Source organism: Methylopila jiangsuensis (assembly GCF_027922305.1).
GTDB classification, from domain to species: domain Bacteria; phylum Pseudomonadota; class Alphaproteobacteria; order Rhizobiales; family Methylopilaceae; genus Methylopila; species Methylopila jiangsuensis.
This window is the reverse complement of record NZ_BSFK01000010.1, coordinates 348,280-370,917: the sequence shown is the minus strand read 5'-3', so window position 1 is coordinate 370,917 and position 22,638 is coordinate 348,280. Positions and strand designations below refer to the sequence as shown.

The 22,638-nt window shown below is 70.3% G+C and carries 24 protein-coding genes and 1 tRNA gene; 7 read left to right on the top strand and 18 right to left on the bottom strand.

Going from position 1 to position 22,638, the window contains the following annotated elements:
* Positions 1-7 precede the first annotated feature (7 nt).
* The 3 genes from PKE85_RS11465 to acnA all read right to left on the bottom strand — a co-directional run bounded on the left by PKE85_RS11465 (position 8) and on the right by acnA (position 4,631).
* Positions 8-1,000 carry an alpha/beta fold hydrolase gene (locus PKE85_RS11465; RefSeq protein WP_428981348.1) on the bottom strand — a complete coding sequence of 331 codons (993 nt, stop codon included), beginning with the start codon at positions 998-1,000 and terminating at the stop codon, positions 8-10.
* Positions 997-1,791: a DUF1223 domain-containing protein gene (locus PKE85_RS11460; RefSeq protein WP_271204867.1), complete on the bottom strand. Its 795-nt coding sequence runs from the start codon at positions 1,789-1,791 to the stop codon at positions 997-999. Before PKE85_RS11460 ends, PKE85_RS11465 begins: the two co-directional genes overlap by 4 nt.
* A gap of 155 nt (positions 1,792-1,946) precedes the next feature.
* Positions 1,947-4,631, bottom strand: coding sequence for an aconitate hydratase AcnA (gene acnA / locus PKE85_RS11455; RefSeq protein ID WP_271204866.1), 2,685 nt, complete (start codon positions 4,629-4,631; stop codon positions 1,947-1,949).
* Positions 4,632-4,848: 217 nt separating this feature from the next.
* On the opposite strand from acnA, the gene ccmA reads away from it, so the two are divergent.
* On the top strand, positions 4,849-5,469 hold the full coding sequence (gene ccmA, locus PKE85_RS11450) for a heme ABC exporter ATP-binding protein CcmA (protein ID WP_428981347.1): 621 nt from the start codon (positions 4,849-4,851) through the stop codon (positions 5,467-5,469).
* Between the two features lie 18 nt (positions 5,470-5,487).
* Here ccmA and PKE85_RS11445 read toward each other — a convergent pair whose 3' ends face one another.
* Positions 5,488-6,000 carry a PepSY domain-containing protein gene (locus PKE85_RS11445; protein ID WP_271204865.1) on the bottom strand — a complete coding sequence of 171 codons (513 nt, stop codon included), beginning with the start codon at positions 5,998-6,000 and terminating at the stop codon, positions 5,488-5,490.
* Positions 6,001-6,181: 181 nt separating this feature from the next.
* Between PKE85_RS11445 and ccmB the strand changes: the two genes are divergently transcribed.
* From ccmB to PKE85_RS11425, 4 genes are all read left to right on the top strand, one after another.
* Complete coding sequence (gene ccmB / locus PKE85_RS11440; protein ID WP_271204864.1) at positions 6,182-6,835, top strand: heme exporter protein CcmB; 654 nt, start codon at positions 6,182-6,184, stop codon at positions 6,833-6,835.
* 155 nt (positions 6,836-6,990) lie between these two features.
* A complete protein-coding gene (locus tag PKE85_RS11435) occupies positions 6,991-7,761 on the top strand; it encodes a heme ABC transporter permease (protein WP_271204863.1) in 771 nt (256 codons plus the stop codon).
* Positions 7,758-7,922: a heme exporter protein CcmD gene (ccmD, locus tag PKE85_RS11430; protein ID WP_271204862.1), complete on the top strand. Its 165-nt coding sequence runs from the start codon at positions 7,758-7,760 to the stop codon at positions 7,920-7,922. The genes PKE85_RS11435 and ccmD overlap by 4 nt, the downstream gene beginning before the upstream one ends.
* Positions 7,919-8,521, top strand: coding sequence for a DsbE family thiol:disulfide interchange protein (locus PKE85_RS11425; RefSeq protein WP_271204861.1), 603 nt, complete (start codon positions 7,919-7,921; stop codon positions 8,519-8,521). Before ccmD ends, PKE85_RS11425 begins: the two co-directional genes overlap by 4 nt.
* Before the next feature lie 145 nt (positions 8,522-8,666).
* On the opposite strand, the gene ptsN is transcribed toward PKE85_RS11425, so the two are convergent.
* From ptsN to PKE85_RS11385, 8 genes are all read right to left on the bottom strand, one after another.
* The gene (ptsN, locus tag PKE85_RS11420) at positions 8,667-9,131 is read right to left on the bottom strand and encodes a PTS IIA-like nitrogen regulatory protein PtsN (RefSeq protein ID WP_271204860.1); all 465 of its coding nucleotides are present in this window, start codon (positions 9,129-9,131) and stop codon (positions 8,667-8,669) included.
* A gap of 83 nt (positions 9,132-9,214) precedes the next feature.
* Positions 9,215-9,802, bottom strand: coding sequence for a ribosome hibernation-promoting factor, HPF/YfiA family (gene hpf, locus PKE85_RS11415; RefSeq protein ID WP_271204859.1), 588 nt, complete (start codon positions 9,800-9,802; stop codon positions 9,215-9,217).
* A 179-nt stretch (positions 9,803-9,981) separates the two neighbouring features.
* Positions 9,982-11,508 (bottom strand): RNA polymerase factor sigma-54, encoded by a 1,527-nt coding sequence (gene rpoN, locus PKE85_RS11410; protein WP_271204858.1) that lies wholly within the window; start codon positions 11,506-11,508, stop codon positions 9,982-9,984.
* Between the two features lie 139 nt (positions 11,509-11,647).
* Positions 11,648-12,439, bottom strand: coding sequence for an LPS export ABC transporter ATP-binding protein (gene lptB, locus PKE85_RS11405; protein ID WP_271204857.1), 792 nt, complete (start codon positions 12,437-12,439; stop codon positions 11,648-11,650).
* 43 nt (positions 12,440-12,482) lie between these two features.
* Positions 12,483-13,088: an LptA/OstA family protein gene (locus PKE85_RS11400; protein WP_271204856.1), complete on the bottom strand. Its 606-nt coding sequence runs from the start codon at positions 13,086-13,088 to the stop codon at positions 12,483-12,485.
* 38 nt (positions 13,089-13,126) lie between these two features.
* Positions 13,127-13,822: an LPS export ABC transporter periplasmic protein LptC gene (gene lptC, locus PKE85_RS11395; RefSeq protein WP_271204855.1), complete on the bottom strand. Its 696-nt coding sequence runs from the start codon at positions 13,820-13,822 to the stop codon at positions 13,127-13,129.
* Positions 13,823-13,840: 18 nt separating this feature from the next.
* Positions 13,841-14,455, bottom strand: coding sequence for a ribonuclease D (locus PKE85_RS11390; RefSeq protein ID WP_271204854.1), 615 nt, complete (start codon positions 14,453-14,455; stop codon positions 13,841-13,843).
* Between the two features lie 128 nt (positions 14,456-14,583).
* Positions 14,584-14,668, bottom strand: a tRNA-Leu gene (locus PKE85_RS11385).
* A 159-nt stretch (positions 14,669-14,827) separates the two neighbouring features.
* Between PKE85_RS11385 and PKE85_RS11380 the strand changes: the two genes are divergently transcribed.
* Entirely contained in the window at positions 14,828-15,820 is a 993-nt protein-coding gene (locus PKE85_RS11380; RefSeq protein WP_271204853.1) for a complex I NDUFA9 subunit family protein, read from the top strand.
* A gap of 54 nt (positions 15,821-15,874) precedes the next feature.
* On the opposite strand, the gene PKE85_RS11375 is transcribed toward PKE85_RS11380, so the two are convergent.
* The 5 genes from PKE85_RS11375 to mscL all read right to left on the bottom strand — a co-directional run bounded on the left by PKE85_RS11375 (position 15,875) and on the right by mscL (position 18,100).
* The gene (locus tag PKE85_RS11375) at positions 15,875-16,144 is read right to left on the bottom strand and encodes a BQ00720 family protein (RefSeq protein ID WP_271204852.1); all 270 of its coding nucleotides are present in this window, start codon (positions 16,142-16,144) and stop codon (positions 15,875-15,877) included.
* Between the two features lie 4 nt (positions 16,145-16,148).
* Positions 16,149-16,604 carry an Hsp20 family protein gene (locus tag PKE85_RS11370; RefSeq protein ID WP_271204851.1) on the bottom strand — a complete coding sequence of 152 codons (456 nt, stop codon included), beginning with the start codon at positions 16,602-16,604 and terminating at the stop codon, positions 16,149-16,151.
* A gap of 205 nt (positions 16,605-16,809) precedes the next feature.
* Entirely contained in the window at positions 16,810-16,935 is a 126-nt protein-coding gene (locus PKE85_RS11365) for a hypothetical protein (protein WP_271204849.1), read from the bottom strand.
* 108 nt (positions 16,936-17,043) lie between these two features.
* Positions 17,044-17,661, bottom strand: a complete 618-nt coding sequence (locus PKE85_RS11360) for a glutathione S-transferase family protein (RefSeq protein WP_271204848.1) — start codon at positions 17,659-17,661, stop codon at positions 17,044-17,046.
* Between the two features lie 10 nt (positions 17,662-17,671).
* Entirely contained in the window at positions 17,672-18,100 is a 429-nt protein-coding gene (gene mscL, locus PKE85_RS11355) for a large conductance mechanosensitive channel protein MscL (protein ID WP_271205001.1), read from the bottom strand.
* 175 nt (positions 18,101-18,275) lie between these two features.
* Between mscL and PKE85_RS11350 the strand changes: the two genes are divergently transcribed.
* Positions 18,276-21,776 (top strand): hybrid sensor histidine kinase/response regulator, encoded by a 3,501-nt coding sequence (locus PKE85_RS11350; RefSeq protein WP_271204847.1) that lies wholly within the window; start codon positions 18,276-18,278, stop codon positions 21,774-21,776.
* Positions 21,777-21,853: 77 nt separating this feature from the next.
* On the opposite strand, the gene PKE85_RS11345 is transcribed toward PKE85_RS11350, so the two are convergent.
* Entirely contained in the window at positions 21,854-22,519 is a 666-nt protein-coding gene (locus PKE85_RS11345) for a response regulator transcription factor (RefSeq protein ID WP_271204846.1), read from the bottom strand.
* Positions 22,520-22,638: the final 119 nt, after the last annotated feature.

Genomic DNA, 22,638 nt, shown 5'->3' with positions numbered 1-22,638 from the left:
CGCCCCTTCAGGAGCCGAGCGCCTTGAGAAGCGCGGCCTCGAACTCGGCCGGCGCCTCCACCTGCGGCGAATGGCCGAGCTCCGGAAACGCCACCAGCGTCGCGCCGGGGATGGCCCCGGCCGCCGCCTTGCCCAGCGCCGGATAGTCCCCCAGCGTCTTCGCCACCTCGGGCGCGGCCCGGTTCGCGCCTGGCGCGGTGCGGTCCTTCTGGCCGATCATCAGCGTGGTCGGGACCGCGATGCGCGGGAACTCGTAAACCACCGGCTGGGTGAAGATCATGTCGCTGGTCCGGGCGGAGGCGAGCGCCACCGTCTCCCGGCCGGGGCCAGCGTACATGCCGGCCGCCATCTCGACCCAGCGGTCGTAATCGGGCCGCCACGCCCCGGAATAGTAGAACTTGAGCTGATAGGCCTTGATGCTGTCGAAGCCGGTCTTGCGCTCGCTCTCCAGCAGGCGGTCGATTGTGGCGTAGGGGACGCCCTTCGCCTTCCAGTCCTCGAGCCCGATGGGGTTGACCAGAACCAGCCGCTCGGTCGCCTCTGGATAATCAAGCGCGTAGCGCGCCGCCAGCATGCCGCCCATGGAATGGCCGAGCACCACCGGGCGCTCCACCCCGAGCGCGGCCAGCAGGGCGCGGGTGTTGGCCGCGAGCTGGCTGAAGCCGTACTGATAGCTTTCGGGCTTGGACGATTTGCAGAAGCCGATCTGGTCCGGCGCGATCACCCGGTAGCCGGCCTTGGCGAGCGCCGCGATCGCGCTCTCGAACGTGGCGGCGCAGAAGTTCTTGCCGTGCAGCAGCACGACCGTGCGGTTGAGCGCCGGCCCGGTGGGCGCGACGTCCATATAGGCCATCTCCACCGTCTGGCCCTGCGAGACGAAGGCGTGGGCGCGCACCGGATGGGGATAGTCGAAGCCTTCGAGCCGCGGGCCGTAGCCTCCCGCGGCGGCGGCCTGACCGCCTGCGGCGAGCAGGGCGGCGGCGAGCGTCCAGCGCGTCACAGCGGCTCCCGGCTGAGCCCGCTCAGCAGGCCCGAGGTTCCCTGCGCCGGAACGGCCTTGTCGACGGCCGCGCCAAGGATGGCCCCCGGCTGGCCGCCGCTGCCCGCCTGCACCAGCACCGCGATGGCGTCCGTCTCCGGCCGCGCCACCTCGTCGAGCGGAACCTCGAAATGGACGGTCGCGCCGTCCCAGGCCCCGAGCCGGGTCATCTTGCGCACCACGTTGACGTAGGAAACCGAACGGCCGGCGTTCTCGCCGCGGCCGATCTGCACCGTGCGGTTCCGGTCGAGGGCGAAGGCCCAGACCTCGCCGCGGCTCTCCGCCAGCGGCCGTTTCGGCTGAGCGACCGTGACCGCGACCCGGCCGTCCGCCACCTTCACCGCCACCGGCAGCGTCAGCGCCTTGGCCTCCGCCTCGGCGCGGGTGACCGCTCCGGCCACCGCCGCGCCGTCGCCGCCGAGCGTGGTCTCCACGCCGTTGACGATGATCTGCGGCGTGAACACCTTCCGGTCGCCGCGCGCGGAGGCGTAGGCCTTCTGGCGCGCGGTGTTGGCGGGGCTCGCCAGCGTGTCCTTCCAGCCGAGATAGTCCCAGTAGTCCACCGGCAGCGTCAGGACGAGGTTGTTGCCGTCGCGGCTCAGCTCCCGCGCCAGCCGGTCGGCCGGCGGGCACGACGAACAGCCCTGGCTGGTGAACAGTTCGATCACGCCGCGCGGCTGTGGCGCGTCGCCGGCCGCCGCGCCCGAGACGGCGGCGAGGGAGACGGCGAGAACGAAGGCGGCGTGGCGCATGGCGTGGGATCACTCCCCTATTTCGGACGAGGGCCACACTAGCCGCCGCCTCCCCGGCGCGGCCACTCACACTGCGGTGACGCCGGAGGATGTGATCGCCCGCCAAAACAACATGGCCTGCGCGCGGAAGGGCCGCGCGCAGGCCAACGATCCGCTCAGGCCGCGAGGCTGCGCAGCACGTACTGCAGGATGCCGCCGTTGCGGAAGTAGTCGAGCTCGTCCAGCGTGTCGATCCGGCACAGCAGCGGCACGTTCTTGACCGTCCCGTCGGCGAACGCGATCTCCGCGGTCAGCGTCTGGCGCGGCTTGAGGTCGCCCTCGATCCCGAGGATCGTGACGGTCTCGTCGCCCTTGAGGCCGAGCGACTGCCACGAGTCCTCGCCCTGGAAGGTCAGCGGCACGATGCCCATGCCGACGAGATTCGAGCGGTGGATGCGCTCGAAGCTCTGGGCCACCACCGCGCGGATGCCGAGCAGCTTGGTGCCCTTGGCCGCCCAGTCGCGGGAGGAGCCGGTGCCGTACTCCTTGCCGGCGAACACCACCAGCGGCACGCCTTCCTGCTTGTACAGCATGGCCGCGTCGTAGATCGGCATCTCCTTGCCGTCGGGCCAGTGCCGGGTGAAGCCGCCCTCCTTGCCGTCCAGCATCTGGTTCTTGATGCGGATGTTGGCGAAGGTGCCGCGCATCATGACCTCATGATTGCCGCGGCGGGTGCCGTACTGGTTGAAATCGGCCGGGCGCACCTGATGGTCGCGCAGATAATGGCCGGCGGGGCTCGCCTCCTTGATGGAGCCGGCGGGCGAGATGTGGTCCGTGGTGATCGAGTCCAGGAACAGGCCCATCACCCGCGCCTTGACGATGTCGGTGACCAGCTCCGGCTCCATCGCCATGCCCTCGAAATAGGGTGGGTTCTGCACATAGGTGGAGCGGTCGTCCCAGGCGTAGGTCTCGCCCTGCGGCACGGCGATCTTCTGCCAGTTCTCGTCGCCCTTGAAGACGTCGGCGTATTTTTCCTTGAACATCTTCTTGGTGACGTTCTGGCGGATGTAGGCCGTGACCTCCTGATTGGTCGGCCAGATGTCCTTGAGGTAGACCGGCTGGCCGTCCGAGCCGGTTCCGAGCGGCTCGGTGGTCAGGTCGATCTGCAGCGAACCGGCGAGCGCGTAGGCCACCACCAGCGGCGGCGAGGCGAGGTAGTTCGCCTTCACGTCCGGGTTCACGCGGCCTTCGAAGTTGCGGTTGCCGGAAATGACCGCGCCCGCCACGAGGTCGTGGGCGTTGATCGCCTCAGAGATCGGCTCGGGGAGCGGGCCGGAGTTGCCGATGCAGGTGGTGCAGCCGAAGCCGACCAGATTGAAGCCGAGCGCGTCCAGATCCTCCTGCAGGCCGCCGGAGGCGAGATAGCCCTCCACCACCTGGGAGCCGGGCGCAAGCGAGGTCTTCACCCACGGCTTGGAGGTCAGGCCCTTGGCGGCGGCGTTTCGCGCCAGCAGGCCGGCGGCGATCAGCACGCTCGGATTCGAGGTGTTGGTGCAGGAGGTGATGGCCGCGATGGTCACGTCCCCATGGCCGAGGTCGAAATCGGTCCCGGCCACGGGCACGCGCTTGCCCGTCTCGCCCGCCTTCTTGAACTCGCCCTCCAGCGCCGCGAGGAAGCCCTGCTTGGTCTCCTTCAGCAGCACGCGGTCCTGCGGCCGCTTCGGGCCGGCGAGCGAGGGCTGCACCGTGCCGATGTCGAGCTCCAGCGTGTCCGTGAACACCGGATCCGGCGTGTCGGCGTCGCGCCACATGCCCTGCGCCTTGGAGTAGGCCTCCACCAGCGCGATGCGGTCCGGGTCGCGGCCGGTCTCGTCCAGATAGGCGATGGTCTCCGCGTCCACGGGGAAGAAGCCGCAGGTGGCGCCGTATTCCGGCGCCATGTTGGCGATGGTGGCGCGGTCGGCGAGCGACAGATGGTCGAGTCCGTCGCCGTAGAACTCCACGAACTTGCCCACCACGCCCTTCTTGCGCAGCATCTGGGTGACGGTGAGCACCAGGTCGGTGGCGGTGATGCCCTCGTTCAGCCTGCCGGTGAGGCGGAAGCCGATGACCTCGGGGATCAGCATGGACACCGGCTGGCCGAGCATGGCCGCCTCGGCCTCGATGCCGCCCACGCCCCAGCCCAGCACGCCGAGGCCGTTCACCATGGTGGTGTGGCTGTCGGTGCCGACGCAGGTGTCGGGATAGGCCACCGTCTCGCCGTCCACGTCCTTGGTCCAGACGGTCTGGGCGAGATATTCCAGATTGACCTGATGGCAGATGCCGGTGCCGGGCGGCACCACGCGGAAGTTGTCGAAGGCGGACTGGCCCCACTTCAGGAAGCGGTAGCGCTCCTGGTTCTGCTTGTACTCTTCCTCGACGTTCTTCCCGAAGGCGGCGTCGTCGCCGAAGAAGTTCACGATCACCGAATGGTCGATCACCAGATCGACCGGCACCAGCGGGTTGATGCGCGTGGGCGAGCCGCCAAGGTTCACCATGGCGTCGCGCATGGCGGCGAGGTCGACGACCGCCGGCACGCCGGTGAAGTCCTGCATCAGCACCCGCGAGGGGCGATAGGCGATCTCGTATTCGGACGCGCCGCGGTTCTGGAGCCAGTCCTTCACCGCCGCGATGTCGGCCTTGCCCACCGAGCGCCCGTCCTCGAAGCGCAGCAGGTTCTCCAGCAGCACCTTCATGGAGAACGGCAGGCGCGCGACGCCGTCGAGGCCGTTCGCCTCCGCGTCCGGGATGCTGTAGTAGCGATAGGTCTTATCCCCTACCGACAGGGTTTTCGCTGACGTGAAGCTGTCGGGATGGGACACAGGGCGGCTCCTCAAGGGTTGCTCGGGCAGCGCGGGCCGTCGCAAAACAGCCAGGGCCGGAGGCTCAGGGCATGTGCGCTGCACAAACTCTCGTTAGCGCGGTTATAGGGGAAATCGTGCCGTCATTGAAGTCGCTAGAAAAGGCGCCGAACGCCTGTTCCGTGCATCCGAAATTGGCTGAACGTCGAAACGTTCCAGCCCTTGGGGAGGCCGGTCGGTGAGGCTGGTGGCGGAGAGGCTCGGCGTGGACCGCGGCGGGCGTATGGTGCTGCGCGGCGTGAGTTTTTCGGTCACGGCGGGCGAAGCGCTGATCGTGCTCGGGCCGAACGGCGCAGGCAAGTCGACCCTGCTGCGGGCGCTCGCGGGACTTGTCGCCGCAGCCGAAGGTCGGGTGGAGTTTGAGAACGGCGACCCGGACGCGCCCCGGGAAGACGCGCTTCACCTTCTCGGCCATCAGGACGGGGTGAAGGCGGGCCTGAGCGTGCGCCGGAATCTGGCCGCGGCACGGGACATTCTCGGGGGCGAGGGCGATCTCGACGCCGCGCTCGGCCGCGTCGGCCTCGGCCATGCGGCCGAACTGCCGGGGTCCGTCCTGTCCGCCGGGCAGCGGCGGCGTCTGGCGCTCGCCCGTTTGCTGGCGGCGCCTCGCCCGGTCTGGCTGCTGGACGAGCCTACGGCCGCGCTCGACGTGGCGGGGCAGGATCTGCTCGGCGAGCTGATGTCGGAGCATCGCGCCAGAGGCGGCCTGATCGTGGCCGCCACCCATCTGGAGCTGAAGCTCGAGGACGCGAGGCGCCTCGAGCTCCAGCCGCTCACGATGGAGGCGGAGGAGGACTGAGCCTCCCCCGCCGCACCGTCAGTCCATCTTGGCCATGCCGTTGGCGTCGACGCGGACCTCCTTGACGCCGTCCGCGGTGGCCACGTCGATCTCGTAGGACACCACTTCGCCGTCGCGCTCAACCTCCGCCGACACGGCCTTGCCGGAGGCCTTGGTCTCCGCCGCGGCCACCGCCGCCGCGAGCTGCGTGGTCGCCTTCTGGAACGCCTCGGGCTTCAGCATGGTGAAGTACTTCTCGAAGGTCTGCTCCTCCTCGCCGGTCACCTGGCCGGAGTTCGGATCGACGTAGTACTCCACCAGCTTGTCGCCGCCGGCGCTCAGCGCCTTCACTTCCCAGCGGCCGCCGTTGTCGTCCTCGAACTCCACTTCCGTGGCCTTGCCGCCGGACTTGGCCTCGGCCGCCTGAACCGCCTGGGTGAGCGACACCTTGGCGTTGCGCGCCATTTCGGTGGAGTCGGCGTAGGCCGCGGACAGCGGCGCGAAAGCGGCGCCGAGGGCGAAGGTCGCAGCCAGAGCGAGCTTGTGGGTCATCTGAGCGTCTCCCGGTTCCTGTGCGGCCTGATCAGCCGGCTTGGGGACGCTAAACGCCCGATCGCGCAAGATGTTTCGTCCGGCGCCTCAGAAAAAGGCGCCTTGCTCCCCCTTGCTTTCCGGAGCCCGGACGCCCATGCAGCGGAACCGACACGTCCCATGGCTCCAGACGCTTCCGCCCATGACCTCGCCCATCGCCGCCCTTCTTCTGCGCGATCTCGCGCTCGCCCGCGGCGGCGGCGCGGGGCTTGGCCTCGTGTTCTTCCTGCTGGTGGTGACGCTGACCCCGTTCGCGGTCGGCCCGGACCTCGCGCTGCTGGAGCGGATCGGCCCCGCCATCCTGTGGCTGGGCGCCCTGCTCGCCACGCTGCTCGGGCTCGACCGGCTGATGCAGGCCGACCACGAGGACGGCTCGCTCGACCTGATCCATCTGGCGCCGGCGCCGCTGGAGCTGATGGTGGGGGCCAAGATCCTCGCCCACTGGCTGACCACGGGGCTTCCGCTTGTGGCGGCGACGCCGCTGTTCGGGGCCATGCTGGGGGTCGCGCCCGCCGCGACTCTGAAGGTGGCGCTGGCGCTGCTGATCGGCACGCCGGCCATCGCCTGCCTCGGCGCCATCGGGGCGGCGCTTACCGTCGGCCTGCGCAAGGGCGGGCTGCTGGCCCCGGTGATGATCCTGCCGCTGGCGATCCCGGTGCTGATCTTCGGCGTGGCGGCGAGCGACCCTGCGGGCGACGGCTTCGGCCCCATGGGCGTGCTGGCCGGGCTCGCGCTCGGCTATGCGGCGCTCGGCCCCTTCGCCGCTGCGGCCGCTCTCCGGCTGCTGCGTGACTGAAACTTGAAGCCCTTGCGACCGATGGCCGGTTTCCTCGGCGCGGCGGGCGCCTTATGTCGGAGCCGCGTCACCTCAGGATAGGCGCAATTCTAGCGAATGACGACGTGCGGCCGGCGGTTTCGCCGACCGGAGCCCCGCATCGGCCGACGGACCCCATGCCCCTGATCTCCGCCATCACCTCGCTCGCCAACCCGTCCCGCTTCGCGAGCTTCGCCGACCGGGCGCTGCCCTGGATCGCGGGCGCGGCCGCGCTGACCTTCGCCGTCGCGCTCTATCTCGCGCTGTTCGTGGCCCCGCCGGACTACCAGCAGGGCGAGACGGTGCGGATCATGTTCATCCATGTGCCCTCCGCCTGGCTCGCCATGTTCGCCTACGTCATCATGGCGGCGGCGAGCCTCGGGGTGCTGGTGTGGCGCCACCCGATCGCCGACGTCTCCGCCAAGGCCGCCGCCCCGCTCGGCGCCGCCTTCACCTTCCTCGCGCTCGCCACCGGATCGCTGTGGGGCAAGCCCATGTGGGGAACCTGGTGGGTGTGGGACGCGCGCCTGACCTCGTTCCTGATCCTGTTCCTGATGTATCTCGGCATCATGGCGCTGCGCTCCGCGCTGGAGGAGCCGTCCCGCGCCGCCAAGGCCTGCGCGATCCTGACGCTGGTGGGCTCGGTCAACATCCCGATCATCAAGTTTTCCGTCGACTGGTGGAACACGCTGCACCAGCCGGCCTCCGTCATCCGCGCCGGCAAGCCGGCCATGGACCCCTCGATCCTGACGCCGCTGCTGGTGGCGGCGCTGGCCTTCACGCTGCTGTTCACGGCGCTGCATCTCGCCGGCATGCGCACCGAGCTGATGCGCCGGCGCCTGCGCACCCTGCGGCTGACCGCCGCCGCCCGGCCCGCCGCGCGCCTCGCCCCGGAGCCGGCGCGATGACGGGCCCCCACGCCGGCTTCATCATCGCCTCCTACGCCATCGCCTTCGCGGTGCTGGCGGGCCTGATCGTCTGGACGGTCGCGGACCATCGCCTGACCAAGCGGGCGCTTGAGAAGCTCGACGCCCGCAGGCCCCGCCGGTCCGAGGCCGGACGGCCGTGAGCGGCGGGGGTCTTCGCCGGGCGCTGATCGCGGCGCCCGTGATCGGCTTCGCCCTGCTCGCCGTGCTGCTCTACGGCCGGCTGCAGAGCGGCGATCCCTCAACCCTGCCCTCGGCGCTGATCGGACGTCCCGCGCCGGACCTGGCGCTGCCGCCGCTCGCCGGCCTCACCACGGACGCGGGCGTCGCCTCGCCGGGCTTCGCCCGCGCGGACCTCGCCGGCGGCGCGGTGTCCGTCGTCAACGTGTTCGCGTCCTGGTGCGGGCCGTGCCGGCAGGAGCACCCGCTGCTGATGGCGCTCAAGGACGACGGGGTGCGGCTGATCGGGCTGAACTACAAGGACAAGACCGACAACGCGCTGCGCTTCCTGCGCGGTCTCGGCAATCCTTACGAGCGCGTGGGCGTGGACCCGAACGGCCGCGCCGCCATCGAATGGGGCGTCTACGGCGTGCCGGAAACCTTCGTCGTCACCGGCGACGGCCGCATCGCCTTCAAATACGTGGGGCCGCTGACGCCGGAGGCGATCGAGAAGACGCTGAAGCCGGAGATCGAAAAGGCCAGGTCCGCCCCGCCGCCGGCGCCGGCCGCGCCGGCGAACTGACCGCAGACTCCCGTCATGCCCGCCAAAGGCGGGCATTCGCGAGTTAAACGTCAAGCTGTGAACGAGCGAAAATCGTGGAGGCCCGAGACACGCTCGGGCATGACGGCTCAGATAACCCAACCGCTGCCCGTTAGCCGACGCCGCCTTACGCCGCGTTGGGAGCCGCGATCTGCGTCAGCACCACGTGCAGCGCCGCGGCGTCGCGGGACGCCCGGAGCTTCTGCGCCACCGCGGGGTCGCGCAGCAGCCGCGCCACGCGGGCGAGCGCCTTGAGGTGGTCCGCGCCGGCGGTTTCCGGCGCCAGCAGCAGGAAGACGAGATCCACCGGCTCGCCGTCGAGCGCGTCGAAGTCGATCGGCCGCTCCAGCCGGGCGAACAGGCCGAACAGCCGGTCGTACCCCGGCAGCTTGCCGTGGGGAATGGCGATGCCGGCGCCAACGCCGGTGGAGCCGAGACGCTCACGCTGCAGCAGGGTGTCGAAGATGTCCCGCTCCCGAAGGCCCGTGAGCTCGGCGGCCTTGGCCGCGAGCTCCTGAAGGGCCTGCTTCTTCGAGTTCACCTTCAACGCCGGCAGGATCGCGTTCGGCGCGACGAGGTCGGCTAGGGGCATCGTGGGTCGTCACCTCTGCGCGGACAAGCGTTCGGCGGCGTCGCGGACCGTGAGGACCGCGGTCGCCGCCGTCGCGTCGAACCTCAGTGGCCGTCCGCCGCGCCGTTTCCGGGCTGCGGATCGATCCAGCCGACATTTCCATCGGCACGGCGATACACCATGTTGATCCGTCCGTGAACCGCGTGACGGAAGACCACCACAGGCGCGCCGGTGAGATCAAGCTCCATCACGGCGAAGCCCACCGTCATGCGGCGGAGCTTGGTGGTGGTCTCGGCCACGATCACCGGGCTCCAGCCCTCCTCCTCCACCTCGGAGGCGTCGTCGGGGGATTCGAACACCACGTAGGGCGCGAGATCGGACTCGCTCTGGGCATCCGCGTGGTGGTCGCGCAGGCGCTGCTTGTAGCGGCGCAGGCGGGTCTCGATGCGGTCCGCCGCCTGGTCGAAGCTGGCGTAGGCGTCCGCCGCCGCGCCGGCCGACTGCAGCACGATGCCGCTGTCGAGATGCAGCGAACATTCGGTCCGGAACCCGGCGCCGTCCTTGGCCACGGTGACGTGGCCGGAGAATCCGCCGCCGAAATACTTGGTCATGGCGTCGCTGATGCGATCCTGAACCTGCCCGCGAAGGGCCTCTCCGATGTCGAGGTTCTTGCCGGAGACGCGTAGGCTCATCTGGTCCGCTCCTTCCAGTCTGCGCCGCACGGACAACGCCCTGCGGCGCTTCGCGACGGCCTCGACGCACGGCGCGCGGGCCGCCTTGACCTCAAGTGGTACGAGCGGCGCCCGGTGAAGTCAATCGGCCCAAGGAGAGCCGCCCTCATCCTTAAGCCAATGAAATATAAAAGATAAAATCAGCGGGAGCCGGCCTTGAGAGCCGCCGTCTTCTCCCTACGGCGCTGCACCGACGAGGGAATGCGCAGGCTCTCGCGGTACTTGGCCACCGTGCGGCGGGCGATTTCGATCCCTGCGTCGTGCAGCCGCTTCACGATGGTGTCGTCGGACAGCACGTCGTCGGCGGTCTCCGCGTCGATCATGGCGCGGATGCGGTGGCGCACCGCTTCGGCCGAATGCGCGTCGCCGCCGTCGGCGCTCGCGATCGCGGCGGTGAAGAAGTATTTCAGCTCGAACACCCCCCGCGGCGTCGCCATGTACTTGTTGGCGGTGACGCGGGAGACGGTCGATTCGTGCATGCCGATGGCGTCCGCCACCATGCGCAGGTTCAGCGGCTTCAGATGCGCCACGCCGTGGGCGAAGAAGCCGTCCTGCTGGCGCACGATCTCGGTCGCGACCTTCAGGATGGTGCGCGCCCGCTGCTCCAGGCTGCGGGTCAGCCAGTTCGCGGTCTGCAGGCATTCGGTCAGGAAGGTCTTCTCGCTGTCGGTCTTCGCCGCCCGCGACACCCGCGCGTAGTAGGACTGGTTCACCAGCACCCGCGGCAGCGCCTCCGCCACCAGCTCCACATGCCACGAGCCGTCCGGGGCGGCGCGCACCGTCACGTCCGGCGTCACCGGCGGGGCGAGCTCCGCGCCGAAGGCGTGGCCGGGCTTCGGGTCCAGCCGCCGGATCTCCGCCAGCATGTCGGCGATGTCGTCGTCGTCCACGCCGCAGGCGCGCCGCAGCGCCGTCATGTCCCGGCGGGCGACCAGCTCCAGATGGTCCAGCAGAGCCGCCATGGCCGGGTCGTAGCGGTCGCGCTCCCTGAGCTGGATCGCGAGGCATTCCGCCAGCGACCTTGCGCCGACGCCGGTCGGGTCGAAGCCCTGGATCACCTTCAGCACCCGCTCCACCTGAGCGATCGGCGCCGAGAGCCGCTCCGCGACCTCCTCCACGCTTTCGCGCAGGTAGCCGGCCTCGTCGATCAGGTCGATCAGGTGGAGCCCGATCAGCCTGTCCACCGGATCGGCGACGGCGAGCGCGAGCTGCTCCTCCAGATGGTCGGAGAGAGTGGCCCGCGCCGCCACATAGGCTTCCAGATCCGCGCTGTCGCCGGCGGGCGGCGCGCCGGCGCCCACCTGCGACCAGTCGCCCGGCTCGGGCGGGGCTTCCGTCGCGGGGCCGGGATCGCGCGGGGCGTCGTCCGGGAACACGTTGCCGAAATCGGTGTCGAGCCGGGCCTCGATCTCGGAGCGCGAGCCGCCGCCGTCCTCGTCCCAGCCGCCCGGCTCGTCGGCGGACGCCGGACCATCGGCCTCGCCGGCGGCGGGACGCTCGTCGGCCGGCTCGTCCCGCTCCAGCAGCGGGTTCTGCTCCAGCTCGTTCGCCACATAGGCCGACAGGTCGAGGCTCGACAGCTGCAGCAGCTTGATCGCCTGCATGAGCTGCGGCGTCATCACCAGCGACTGCGACTGCCGGATCAGCAGCTTGGGCGTCAGGCTCATGAGGGCGACGGCTCTCGCACACGACGTGTCGCCGGCCGTCGCGGCGCGGCGCGCCCGACGACGCCCCTGCCTCACCGGCCCATGCCGCCCTACCGGCCGACATGGGCCGATTCTTGCATGGGAACCGGCTTAGCCTCAGTTAAAGCCGGAATTCCTCGCCAAGGTAAAGCCGCCGCACGTCCGGATGGGCCACGACCTCGTCCGGCGCGCCCTCCATCAGCACGCGCCCGGCGTGGATGATGTAGGCGCGGTCGATCAGGCCCAGCGTCTCGCGCACGTTGTGGTCGGTGATCAGCACGCCGATGCCGCGGTTGGTGAGGTGCCGCACCAGTTGCTGGATGTCGCCCACCGCGATCGGGTCGATGCCCGCGAAGGGCTCGTCCAGCAGCATGAAGCTCGGGCGGCTCGCCAGCGCCCGGGCGATCTCGACGCGGCGGCGCTCGCCCCCGGACAGCGCGATCGACGGCGCCTTGCGCAGCCGCGTGACGCCGAACTCCTCCAGCAGGGCGTCGAGGTCGCGCTCGCGCTGGCGACGGTCGGGCTCGACCACTTCGAGCACGGCGCGGATGTTGTCCTCGACCGAGAGGCCGCGGAAGATCGAGGCCTCCTGCGGCAGGTAGCCGACGCCGAGCCGCGCCCGCCGGTACATGGGCAGGCGGGTGACGTCGTGGCCGTCGAGCTCGATGCGGCCCCGATCGGCCGGCACCAGCCCGGTGATCATGTAGAACACGGTGGTCTTGCCGGCGCCGTTCGGCCCGAGCAGCCCCACCGCCTCGCCCCGGCGCACGGACAGGCCGACGTCGTGCACCACGGCGCGGGCGCCGTAGCTCTTGGCGAGGCCGCGGGCGACCAGCGCGCCCTCGCCCTCCTCGTCCGCGAAGGCGTGGCCGTCGCCGGACGCCGACGCGCGGCCGAACAAACGCGAGATCATGTTCACGCCGCGTCCCTCATGCGTGGCCCGGGCCCCGAAGGGCTCAGCGGCCGCCCTCGCGGTTGCCGGGCTTGAACACGCCCTGCACGCGTCCGCCGCCGCCGCCCGCGCTTTCGATGCGCGACCGCTGGGTGGTCAGGTCCACGTGCAGCCGGTCGCCGCGGATCACGTTCTCGCCCTGGGACACCACCACGCCCCCGGTCAGGGTCACGGTGTTGGAGGGCATGTCGAACACGCCGCGCTGGCCGGTGGCCTTCTGGTCCTTGGAGGTGACGACCACGTTGCCTTCGGCCTCGAGCCGGCGGATGTCGCGGCCCTGCGGCGCGGACGGCGTGCCCGCCGGGCCGCTGGTGGCGCCCTGCGTGGGCCGGGACTTGTCGTCCGCGCCGCCGGCGGCCGGCTTGTTCTGGTCGCCGTAGTAGAAAATCGTCAGCTGCTTGGAGCGGAGCGTCGAATCGCCCTGCACCACCTGGACGTTGCCGCTGAAGATGGCGGCCTGGTCCTTCTCCCGCACCTCCAGATTGTCCGCCTCCACGTTCACCGGTTCGTTGGAGCGGCCGGAGAAGCCCTCGAAGGCGCTCGTGACCGACTGGGCGGACGCGGCGGAGGTCAGCAACAGGCTGGCGGTCAGGACGAAGGCGATGCGCATGACGTGATCCTCAACCCTTGTTCTGTCGTTTCAGGCGCTCATTGGCCCGGCGCGCGCGCCGGATCGACGGCGCCTCGCAGGGCCTCCCCGCTCGCCGCGCCCCGCTTCAGCGTCATCTTCACCCGACCGGAAAACAGCATGCGGTCGCCGCTGTCCAGCACCTCCATGCGATCCGCCGTCAAAGTCGACCCGCCGAGCGAGATTTCGACCGGCTTGTCGGAGACGATCCGGCCGGTCTTCAGCTCGGCGCGGGCGGACTGGAGCCGCGCGTCGTCGCCCTTGTCGGAGATGACGTGGACGTCCTGGTCGAGGTTCAGCACCTGGGCGTCGGCCTCGTAAAGCCCTTCCTTCGAACTCAGCCGCGCCCAGCCGCCGGCCGTCAGCTCGATCTCGGCCTGAAGCTGCTCCAGCCCGACGCGGTTGGGATCGGCGATGGTCTGGCGCGCGGTGCGCGCGCTGACCTCGTAGGCCCGGTTCTGCCCGTTGAAGCCGCGCATGCGCGGCGCATCCATGGCCACCGTCGGGCCGCCGACGCCGATGCCGGCGGTGTCCACATGGACCTCGCCCGACAGCGGCTGCAGCAGCGCGGCGACCGAAGTCGCGACCACAGCAAGCGCCGCCGCCGCCGGCGCCGCCACCCGAAGCCGGCGCACCAGCCGCGAATGCCGCTGGGCGTCGAGGTAGGCCTCGGCGGCGCGGCGGCCGTCATGCGCGAAGGTGGTGGAGGACGCCAAGACGGTTACCGGCTCGGATCACATATGGGCGAAGATGTCGGTCTCGGCCCAGCCGGCGAGATCGAGCGCGGCGCGGACCGGAAGGAAGGCGAAGCAGGCCTGCGCGAAGGCGCCGCGGCCTTCCCGCTCCAGCAGCGTGTCGAACCTGGCGCGCAGGGCGTGCAGATGCAGCACGTCGCTCGCCGCATAGGCGAGCTGGGCGTCGGAGAGATCCGGCGCGCCCCAGTCCGACGACTGCTGCTGCTTGGAGATCTCCACGCCCAGCAGTTCGCGCACGATGTCCTTCAGGCCGTGGCGATCGGTGTAGGTGCGGGTGAGCTTGGAGGCGATCTTGGTGCAGTAGACCGGCTCGGTCATCACGCCGAAGGCCTTGTAGAGCGCCGCCACGTCGAACCGCGCGAAATGGAACAGCTTGGTCACCGAGCGGTCGCGCAGCAGGCGCTCCAGATTGGGCGCCGAGGTCTGGCCCGGCGCGATCTGCACCAGATCGGCCGATCCGTCGCCGAGCGAGAGCTGGACGAGGCACAGGCGGTCGCGGTGGGGGTTGAGGCCGAGGGTCTCGGTGTCGATGGCGACGGAATCGCCTGCGGCGTAGTCGTCGGGCAGATCGCCCTGATGAAGCCGGATCGTCATGTCTCGCCAATCGATGCCAGCGCAGCGGTCGATCGGCGAAGGAGGGAGAGATGCGCCGCCGACCGGCGCGTTCCAAACGAAAACGTCCGGCGTCGCGATTTTTACGTCGCGACGCCGGACGCCATATGTGGTGCCCAGGAGAGGACTCGAACCTCCACGGTGTTACCCACACGGACCTGAACCGTGCGCGTCTACCAGTTCCGCCACCTGGGCTCGGGGTGGGTGATATTGGCTGGGAGCGGGCCTGTCAATGCCATGTCACCCAGCTTTCACACCCTCCGCGTCATACGGCCGCGCGGCTCGCTTTACGGCTTTCGGACGATGCTCTACCTGTCATCCGCAGGTTCGAACCGTTCCACGAAGGCTCCCGCCATGAGCGACGCGCGCTATCCCCGCCCGGTCGGCGACAAGCTGGTCACCGTGTTCGGAGGCTCCGGCTTCATCGGGCGGCATGTGGTGCGGGCGCTGGCGCGGGACGGCTGGCGCGTGCGGGTGGCGGTGCGCCGGCCCGATCTGGCGGGCCATCTGCAGCCGCTCGGCGGCGTCGGCCAGATCGTCGCGACCCAGGCCAATCTGCGCTATCCCGAATCGGTGGCGCAGGCGGTGCGCGGCGCGACCGCGGTGGTGAACCTGGTCGGCATCCTCGCCGAAAGCGGCAAGCAGAGCTTCGAGGCGGTGCAGGGCAAGGGGCCGCGCACCGCGGCCGAAGCGGCGCAGGAGGCGGGCGCCTCCACCTTCGTGCAGATGTCGGCCATCGGCGCCGACCGTCTCGCGCGTTCGGGCTACGGCCGCAGCAAGGCCGAAGGCGAAGCCGCCGTGGCGGAGGCGTTTCCGGGCGCGGTGATCCTGCGCCCCTCGGTGGTGTTCGGGCCGGAGGACGCCTTCTTCAACCGATTCGCCGCCATGGCGCGAATCGCGCCGGCGCTGCCGCTGATCGGCGGCGGGCGCACCCGGCTGCAGCCGGTGTTCGTGGGCGACGTGGCCCGGGCGGCGGCGCTGGCGGCCGCCGGCAAGGCCGACGCCGCGGGGGCCTACGAGCTTGGCGGCCCCGAGGTCATGACGCTCGAAGACGTGCTGCGCTACGTGCTGAAGGTGACGGGCCGCTCGCGCCCGCTCGTTCCCCTGCCCTTCGGCGCGGCCAAGGCGCTCGGCCGGGTCCTGCAGCTGCTGCCGAACGCGCCGCTGACCGTCGATCAGGTGACGATGCTGGAGACCGACAACGTGGTGTCGGACGAGGCGGCGGCCGCCGGCCGCACGCTGGACGGCCTCGGCGTGGCGCCGACGCCGGTGGACGCGATCGCGCCGAGCTACCTCTGGAGCTACCGCCGCACCGGCCAGTTCGAGAAGATCCGCGGCGAGCTCTGAGTCGCGCGCCCGTTCATCCGACCGGCGCTCGCCGGCCGGATGAAGCGTCTTTCGTCAGTGCACCGCCACGGTGACGAGTTCGTGCTCGCGCGCGCTCTCGATCAGGGCCTCGCGGCTGTCCGCCACGACGATGGGCGAACCGTCGGCGCCGAGCAGGGCGAACAGCGCCAGACCCGGCTCCAGCTCCGGCGCCTCGGGAAACAGCGCGTTGAGCTGCTCGGACTGCATCGGCTTCACATAGGCGATGCGCCCGTCGCCGACCGCGGCGAACTCGGCCGCCGTCAGAGGCTGCTTGCGCGCCAGCGCGACAAATCCATTGACCATGACGTCACTCCTTCTCCGCGATGCGGCATGTCTCGTCCCGCGAGGCGATGGCGATCCGGCGCACGGACCGATTCGGCTCGGGTCGAACGAGGTCGACGACCAGCAGGCCCGTCGCAAGTTCCGCGCCAAGCACCTCCATGCCGTCGGCGAGCAGGAACGCCCGCGCGAACTGGCGCGCGGCGATGCCGCGGTGGAGGAAGTCGCGATCCGGGCGCTCCGCGGGCGGGCGCCCACGGATGACGAGCTCGTTGTCGCTGATGGACACCTCGATCTGTTCGGGGCGGAACCCGGCCACGGCGAGCGTGATGCGCAGCCGTTCCGGTTGCCCGTCAGCGGCCGGCAGACGCTCGATGTTGTAGGGCGGATAGCCGTCCCCGCTGCGCGCCACACGTTCGAGGGCCCGTTCGAGGCCGTCGAACCCGAGCAGAAACGGGCTCTGCAAGCTTGTCAGACGCGACATGAATCAAAGTCCTCAGCTTCAAGCGACTTTGACGGGAGCCTCGTAAACAAAGCGCTCCGATCGGAATTTTAGATGGGCGTCACACTCGTCGGTTTCAAGCGCGACCTCAACGCCGCGCCCGGGACGCGAAAACGCCCCGACGACAGGCGTCATCGAGGCGTCCGAAGAACCGACTATGCAGGGATGACGCGAGTTCGGCGCAGGCTCAGCGGCGGCGGGAGCGCACCCGCACCGGCGCGCGCTTCGGCTCAGGCGCGGCGGAGAACGACACGAACGCCAGCCCCGCGACGGCGGCGGCCAGCATGACGACGAAAGACACGTCCAAACCCATCACGGCGATGCTCCTGAACTCGGTTCTACGCCCGTTGCCTCTCAATTTAGGACCGGTCTCGCAAAACGCAAACCTGCGGACGAAAAAACCGCGCCTCTTTTGTAGCCGTCACGCGCTTTCGGCGCGGATGTAGGCCGGACGGGCCGCGAGCCGGTCGAGGTAGCCCGCGAACCGTCCGGCCTCCGGCAGCTTGCCCCAACCCCGCACCCAGAACAGGAACGAGCCGATCGCGATGTCCGCCGCGCTGAACGCCTCGCCCAGCAGATAGGGCCGGTCCGACAGCGCCGCGGCCACCCGATCGAGCGCGCCCGCGTAAGGCGGCCAGCCGACGGCGGAGGCCGGCGCGTCGCTCCCGCGGGGAAAGGCCTCGTCCAGCAGCGCCGGCTCGATGGCGGCGACGCTGTAGACGATCCAGTTGAGATAGGCCCCGCGCGCCGGATCGCCGATCGCGGGCGCCAGGCCGGCCTCGGGGCAGGCGTCCGCCACGTGGAGCACGATGGCGGCGCTTTCCGTCACCACCGTCGACCCCGCCCCGTCCGGTCCGCGATCCACCAGCGTCGGCAGCTTGCCGTCGGGATTGAGCGCCAGAAATTCCGGCGCCTTGTGGGTGCGGGCGGCGAAATCGTGCCGCGCCAGATCATAGGGAGCGCCCGCCTCCTCCAGCAGCCAGCGGATGCGCTGGGCGCGCGACCGCGGGTTGTAGTGCAGGACGAAACGGGCGCTCATGAGCCAGTCTTCAGATCCGGGCCTGGGCGCCCGCGAGCAGGTCGCGGATCTCGCCGAGCAGCTTCACGTCGGCCGGCACTTCGGCGACGGCCTCGGGCTTGGCCTCCTCTTTCTTCTTCAGGCGGTTCACGGCCTTGATGACCAGGAACAGAATGAAGGCGACGATGAGGAAGTTGAGGCCGATGGTGATGAAGTTGCCGTAGGCGAGCACCGCGCCCTGTTTCTTCGCCTCAACCAGCGAGGTGGCCGTGACGTTGGACGACAGGCCGATGAAGTAGTTCGAGAAATCCAGCCCGCCGATGATGGCGCCGACGATCGGCATGAAGACGTCCGACACCAGACTTTCGACGATCTTGCCGAAGGCCGCGCCGATGATGACGCCGACCGCGAGGTCGACGACATTGCCCTTCATGGCGAATTCTTTGAATTCCTGGATCATGGACATCGGCGATGAGCCCCTGTGTATGCCGTCCCGCGAGCCGGCGGGCGAATTGCCAGCCGTCGGCGGTGACGTTAACGAAAGATTGAAGCTTCAGGCAAGGCGCACGCGCCGGCTGCGGCTGCGGGCGCGCCCTGCTTTTCGGCGCCGCTCTGCCTAAGGGGGATGCGGAAACGTGCAGGGTTTGGTCGTCGCCGGGGTGGTCCTGGCCTATTTCGCGGCGCTGCTGGCGCTTGCGGTCTACGCCGACGCCCGGCGTCCGGCGTGGCTGTCCGGGCGTCTGAGGCCCCATCTCTACGCGCTCGGCCTCGGGGTCTACTGCACCGCCTGGGCGTTCTACGGCTCGGTCGGCTTCGCGGCCGTCAAGGGCTGGCTGTTCCTCGCCTTCCTGCTGGGGCCGGCGCTCGCCATCGGCCTTTTCGCGCCGCTGGTCGCCCGCGTCATCCGCATCGCCAAGGCGCAGAACATCACGTCGATCGCCGACCTGATCGCGGCGCGCTACGGCAAGAACCAGCGGGTGGCCGCGCTGGTGGCGGTGGCGGCGCTGGCCGCCGCCCTGCCCTACATCGCGCTGCAGCTCAAGGCGATCGCCCGGTCGCTGAACCTGCTGCTCGGGTTCGAGAACGCGCTGGTGGATCCCGCCCTGCCGGCCTCGATCGCTCTGGCGCTGTTCGCCGCCCTGTTCGGCGCGCGGCAGGTGCAGGCCGCCGAGCGGCACGACGGCCTGATGCTGGCGATCGCCGCCGAGACCGCGATCAAGCTGCTGGTGTTCGTCGCGGCGGGCGTCTTCGTGGTGTTCGGCCTGTTCGACGGCCCGTCCGACCTGATCGCCCAGGCGCGCGCGGCGGAGACGCTGGACCTGTTCGCGGACGCGCCCGCCGTCTCCACCTTCCTCGCCATCATGGCGGTGTCGTTCACGGCGGCGCTGCTGCTGCCGCGCCAGTTCCACGTCACGGTGGTCGAGGCGCATGATTCGACCGAGGCCCGCACCGCCGCCTGGCTGTTCCCGGCCTATCTCGCCGTGGTCGCGCTGCTGGTGGCGCCGCTCGCGCTGGCGGGCCTGACGCTGCTGGGCCAGAACGCCGCCGCGGACCCGGACTTCTATCTGCTGTCGCTGCCGCTCTCGGCCGACGCCCGCTGGATCGCCACCTTCGTGTTCCTGGGCGGGCTCTCGGCCGCCACCTCCATGGTGATCGTGGAGACGGTGGCGCTCGCCATCATCGCCTCCAACGACCTCGCCATTCCCGCGCTGCTGCGCGGCCGCGGCGCGGGCGTGCCGGACATGAGCCGCCGTCTGCTGATGATCCGGCGGCTCGCGATCTGCGCCATCATCGCGCTGGCTTACGTGGCCCATCGGCTGGCGGACGGCGCGGCGCTGGCGCAGCTCGGGCTGCTGTCGCTGGCCGCGACCGCGCAGCTCGCGCCAGCCTTCTTCATCGGCCTGCTGTGGCGCCGGGCGACGGCGCCCGGCGCGGTCGCGGGGATCGTGGTCGGGCTCGCGCTCTGGGGCTGGACGCTGGTGCTGCCCGCCCTCGGACCCCGTCTCGGCCTGCCGCACGCGGTGCTGGCGCAAGGGCCGTTCGGCATCGGATGGCTGCGGCCCGAGGCGCTGTTCGGCGGATCGTTCGGCGACGCCTTCGCCCATGGCGTGTTCTGGAGTCTCGCGCTGAACGCCGTCGCGCTGGTGTTCGTGTCGCTGCTGCGGGCGCCCACCGCCATCGAGCTGCAGCAGGCGGACGCCTTCCGCGACGACGGCGCGCCCCGGGCGGACGACGGCGACGCCGCCCCCTTCCGCCCGTGGCGGGCGCGGGTGACGACCGCGGACGTGATGCAGACGGTGGCGCGCTACATCGGGCCGGAGCGGGCCGAGCGGGCCTTCCGCAGCTATGAGGCCGCGCGCGCCGCGCCGCTGGTCGGCCACGGCGAGGTGGACGCCACCACGCTGCGCTTCGCGGAGCGCCTGCTCGCCTCGGCCATCGGCGCCGCCTCGTCGCGGCTGGTGCTGTCCATGCTGCTCAGCCGCCGCAACGTCACCACCCAGGACGCGCTGCAGCTTCTGGACGACGCCTCCGCCGCGCTCCAGTCCAACCGCGACGTGCTGCAGACCGCGCTGGACCATGCCCGTCAGGGCATCACCGCCATCGACAAGGAGATGAAGCTCGTCGCCTGGAACCGTGAGTTCCGGGAGCTGTTCGACCTGCCCGAGGAGATGATCTATCTGGGCGTCGGCCTCGACGACATCTTCCGCTTCAACGCCCGCCGCGGCCTTTACGGGCCGGTGCATGAGGAGGAGTTCGTCGCCGACCGCATCCAGCGCTTCGTGGTGCGGCTGGAGACCATGCGCACAAGGCTGCAGCCCTCGGGACGCGTGATCGAGATCCGCTCCGCCCGGATGCCCGACGCCGGCGTCGTCACCACCTACACCGACATCACCGAGACGGTGGCCGCCCAGCAGGCGCTGGAGGTGGCGAACGAAAACCTGGAGCGCCGGGTGCGCGACCGCACCCGCGAGCTCACCCGCCTCAATCAGGAGCTCGCCCGCGCCAAGACCGTGGCGGACGAGGCCAACATCTCCAAGACCCGCTTCCTCGCCGCCGCGAGCCACGACATCCTGCAGCCGCTGAACGCGGCCCGCCTGTTCGCCACCAGCCTCGTGGAGCGCACCGGGCCGCAGGAGGACTTCGGCCGCCTCGCCCGCAACGTGGACGCATCGCTCGACGCGGTGGAGGAGATCCTGTCCGCCCTGCTCGACATCTCCCGGCTCGACACCGGCGCCATGCGCCCCGAGCTCTCCACCTTCCGCCTGGACGACATCATCTCCCAGCTCCGGCGCGAGTTCACGCCGGTGGCCGAGGAGAAGGGCCTGAAGCTGTCGGTGATCAGCACCAGCCTCACCGTGCGCTCCGACCGCCGGCTGCTGCGCCGGGTGCTGCAGAACCTCGTCTCCAACGCCATCAAGTACACCCCGCGCGGACGCGTCATCGTCGGCGCGCGGCGGCTGAAGGGAAAGCTCCGGGTGGAGGTGTGGGACACCGGCCTCGGCATCGCCTCCGGCCAGCAGCAGCTGGTGTTCCGCGAGTTCAAGCGGCTGGAGCAGGGCGCCAAGGTGGCGCCGGGGCTCGGCCTCGGCCTGTCGATCGTGGAGCGCATCGCCCGGGTGCTGGAGCATCCGCTGACGCTGCGCTCCAAGCCCGGCATGGGCTCGGTGTTCGCGATCGAGATGCCGGTGGCGGCCGCCCTGCCCGCGACCGCGCCGGAGGAGCCCGCGGCCGCGCCGCGTTCGTCGCCGCTGGAAGGGCTGAGCGTGGTCGTCATCGACAACGAACCGGCGATTCTGGAGGGCATGGCCACCGTGCTCGGCGGCTGGGGCTGCGCGGCGCTCACCGCCGCGAGCCAGCGCGAGGCGGAGCAGATGATCCGCAAGCACAAGACCTTCCCGGACGTGGTTCTGGCCGACTACCACCTCGACGAGGCCGACGGGCTGGAGGCCATTGTCAACCTGCGCTGGAAGCTCGGCCGCCCGTTCCCGGCGGTGCTGATCACCGCCGACCGTTCGCCGGGCCTGCGCGCCCAGGCCGCGGAGAAGGACGTGCAGGTGCTGCCGAAACCCATCCGCCCCGCGGCGCTCAGGGCGCTGCTGGCGCAGCTGCTGGCGAAGCGCGCCGCCGCGCGCTGAGCCGGCGACGAAAAACGGCGGCCCGAAAGGGGGCCGCCGTTTTCAGATCCTGGGCAGGAAACAGGCGTCGGCGCGGATCAGCCCGCGGCGCGCTCCGGCCACTGGCCGGCCTCGATCTTGGAGGCGGCGATGACCGCCTGGGTGCGGCTTTCCACGCCGAGCTTGGCGAGGATGGCCGACACATGGGCCTTCACGGTCGCCTCGGAGACGCCGAGCTCATAGGCGATCTGCTTGTTGAGCAGGCCCTGGCTCAGCATCATCAGCACCCGCACCTGCTGGGGCGTGAGCGTGCCGAGACGGGAGACCAGCTTGGCGGAGCCGTCGTCGCTGGGCGCGCTCAAGTCGAGGTCCGGCGGGGTCCAGGTGTCGCCGGCGAGCACGACGCGCACCGCGTCGCGCATCTTCTCCACGTCGAGCGTCTTCGGGATGAAGCCCGAGGCGCCGAACTCCATGCAGCGGCGGATGGTGGTCGGGTCCTCGTTGGCGGACACCACCACCACCGGCGTCGCCGGATACTGGGCGCGCAGGTACATCAGGCCGGAAAAGCCGCTGACGCCCGGCATGGTGAGGTCGAGCAGCACGAGGTCGAACGTGTCGTCCTCGAGAATCTTGGACGCGTCGTCGAACGAGCCCGCCTCGACGATCTCCGCGGCCTCTCCGGCCACGGCCTCCCGCAGCGCCGTGCGAAACAGCGGATGGTCGTCGGCGATCAGAAGTCGGAACGAGGATTCAGAGGTCGTCATGAAAACGTCTTAGCGCTCCGCCGATACCAAAGTCGATAGGTTTAGATCGTCCCAAGGCCGAATCTTCAACACATTCGACGCCGAAAGCTGAAAATTACGTCTAAAGGCGGCCAATAGCT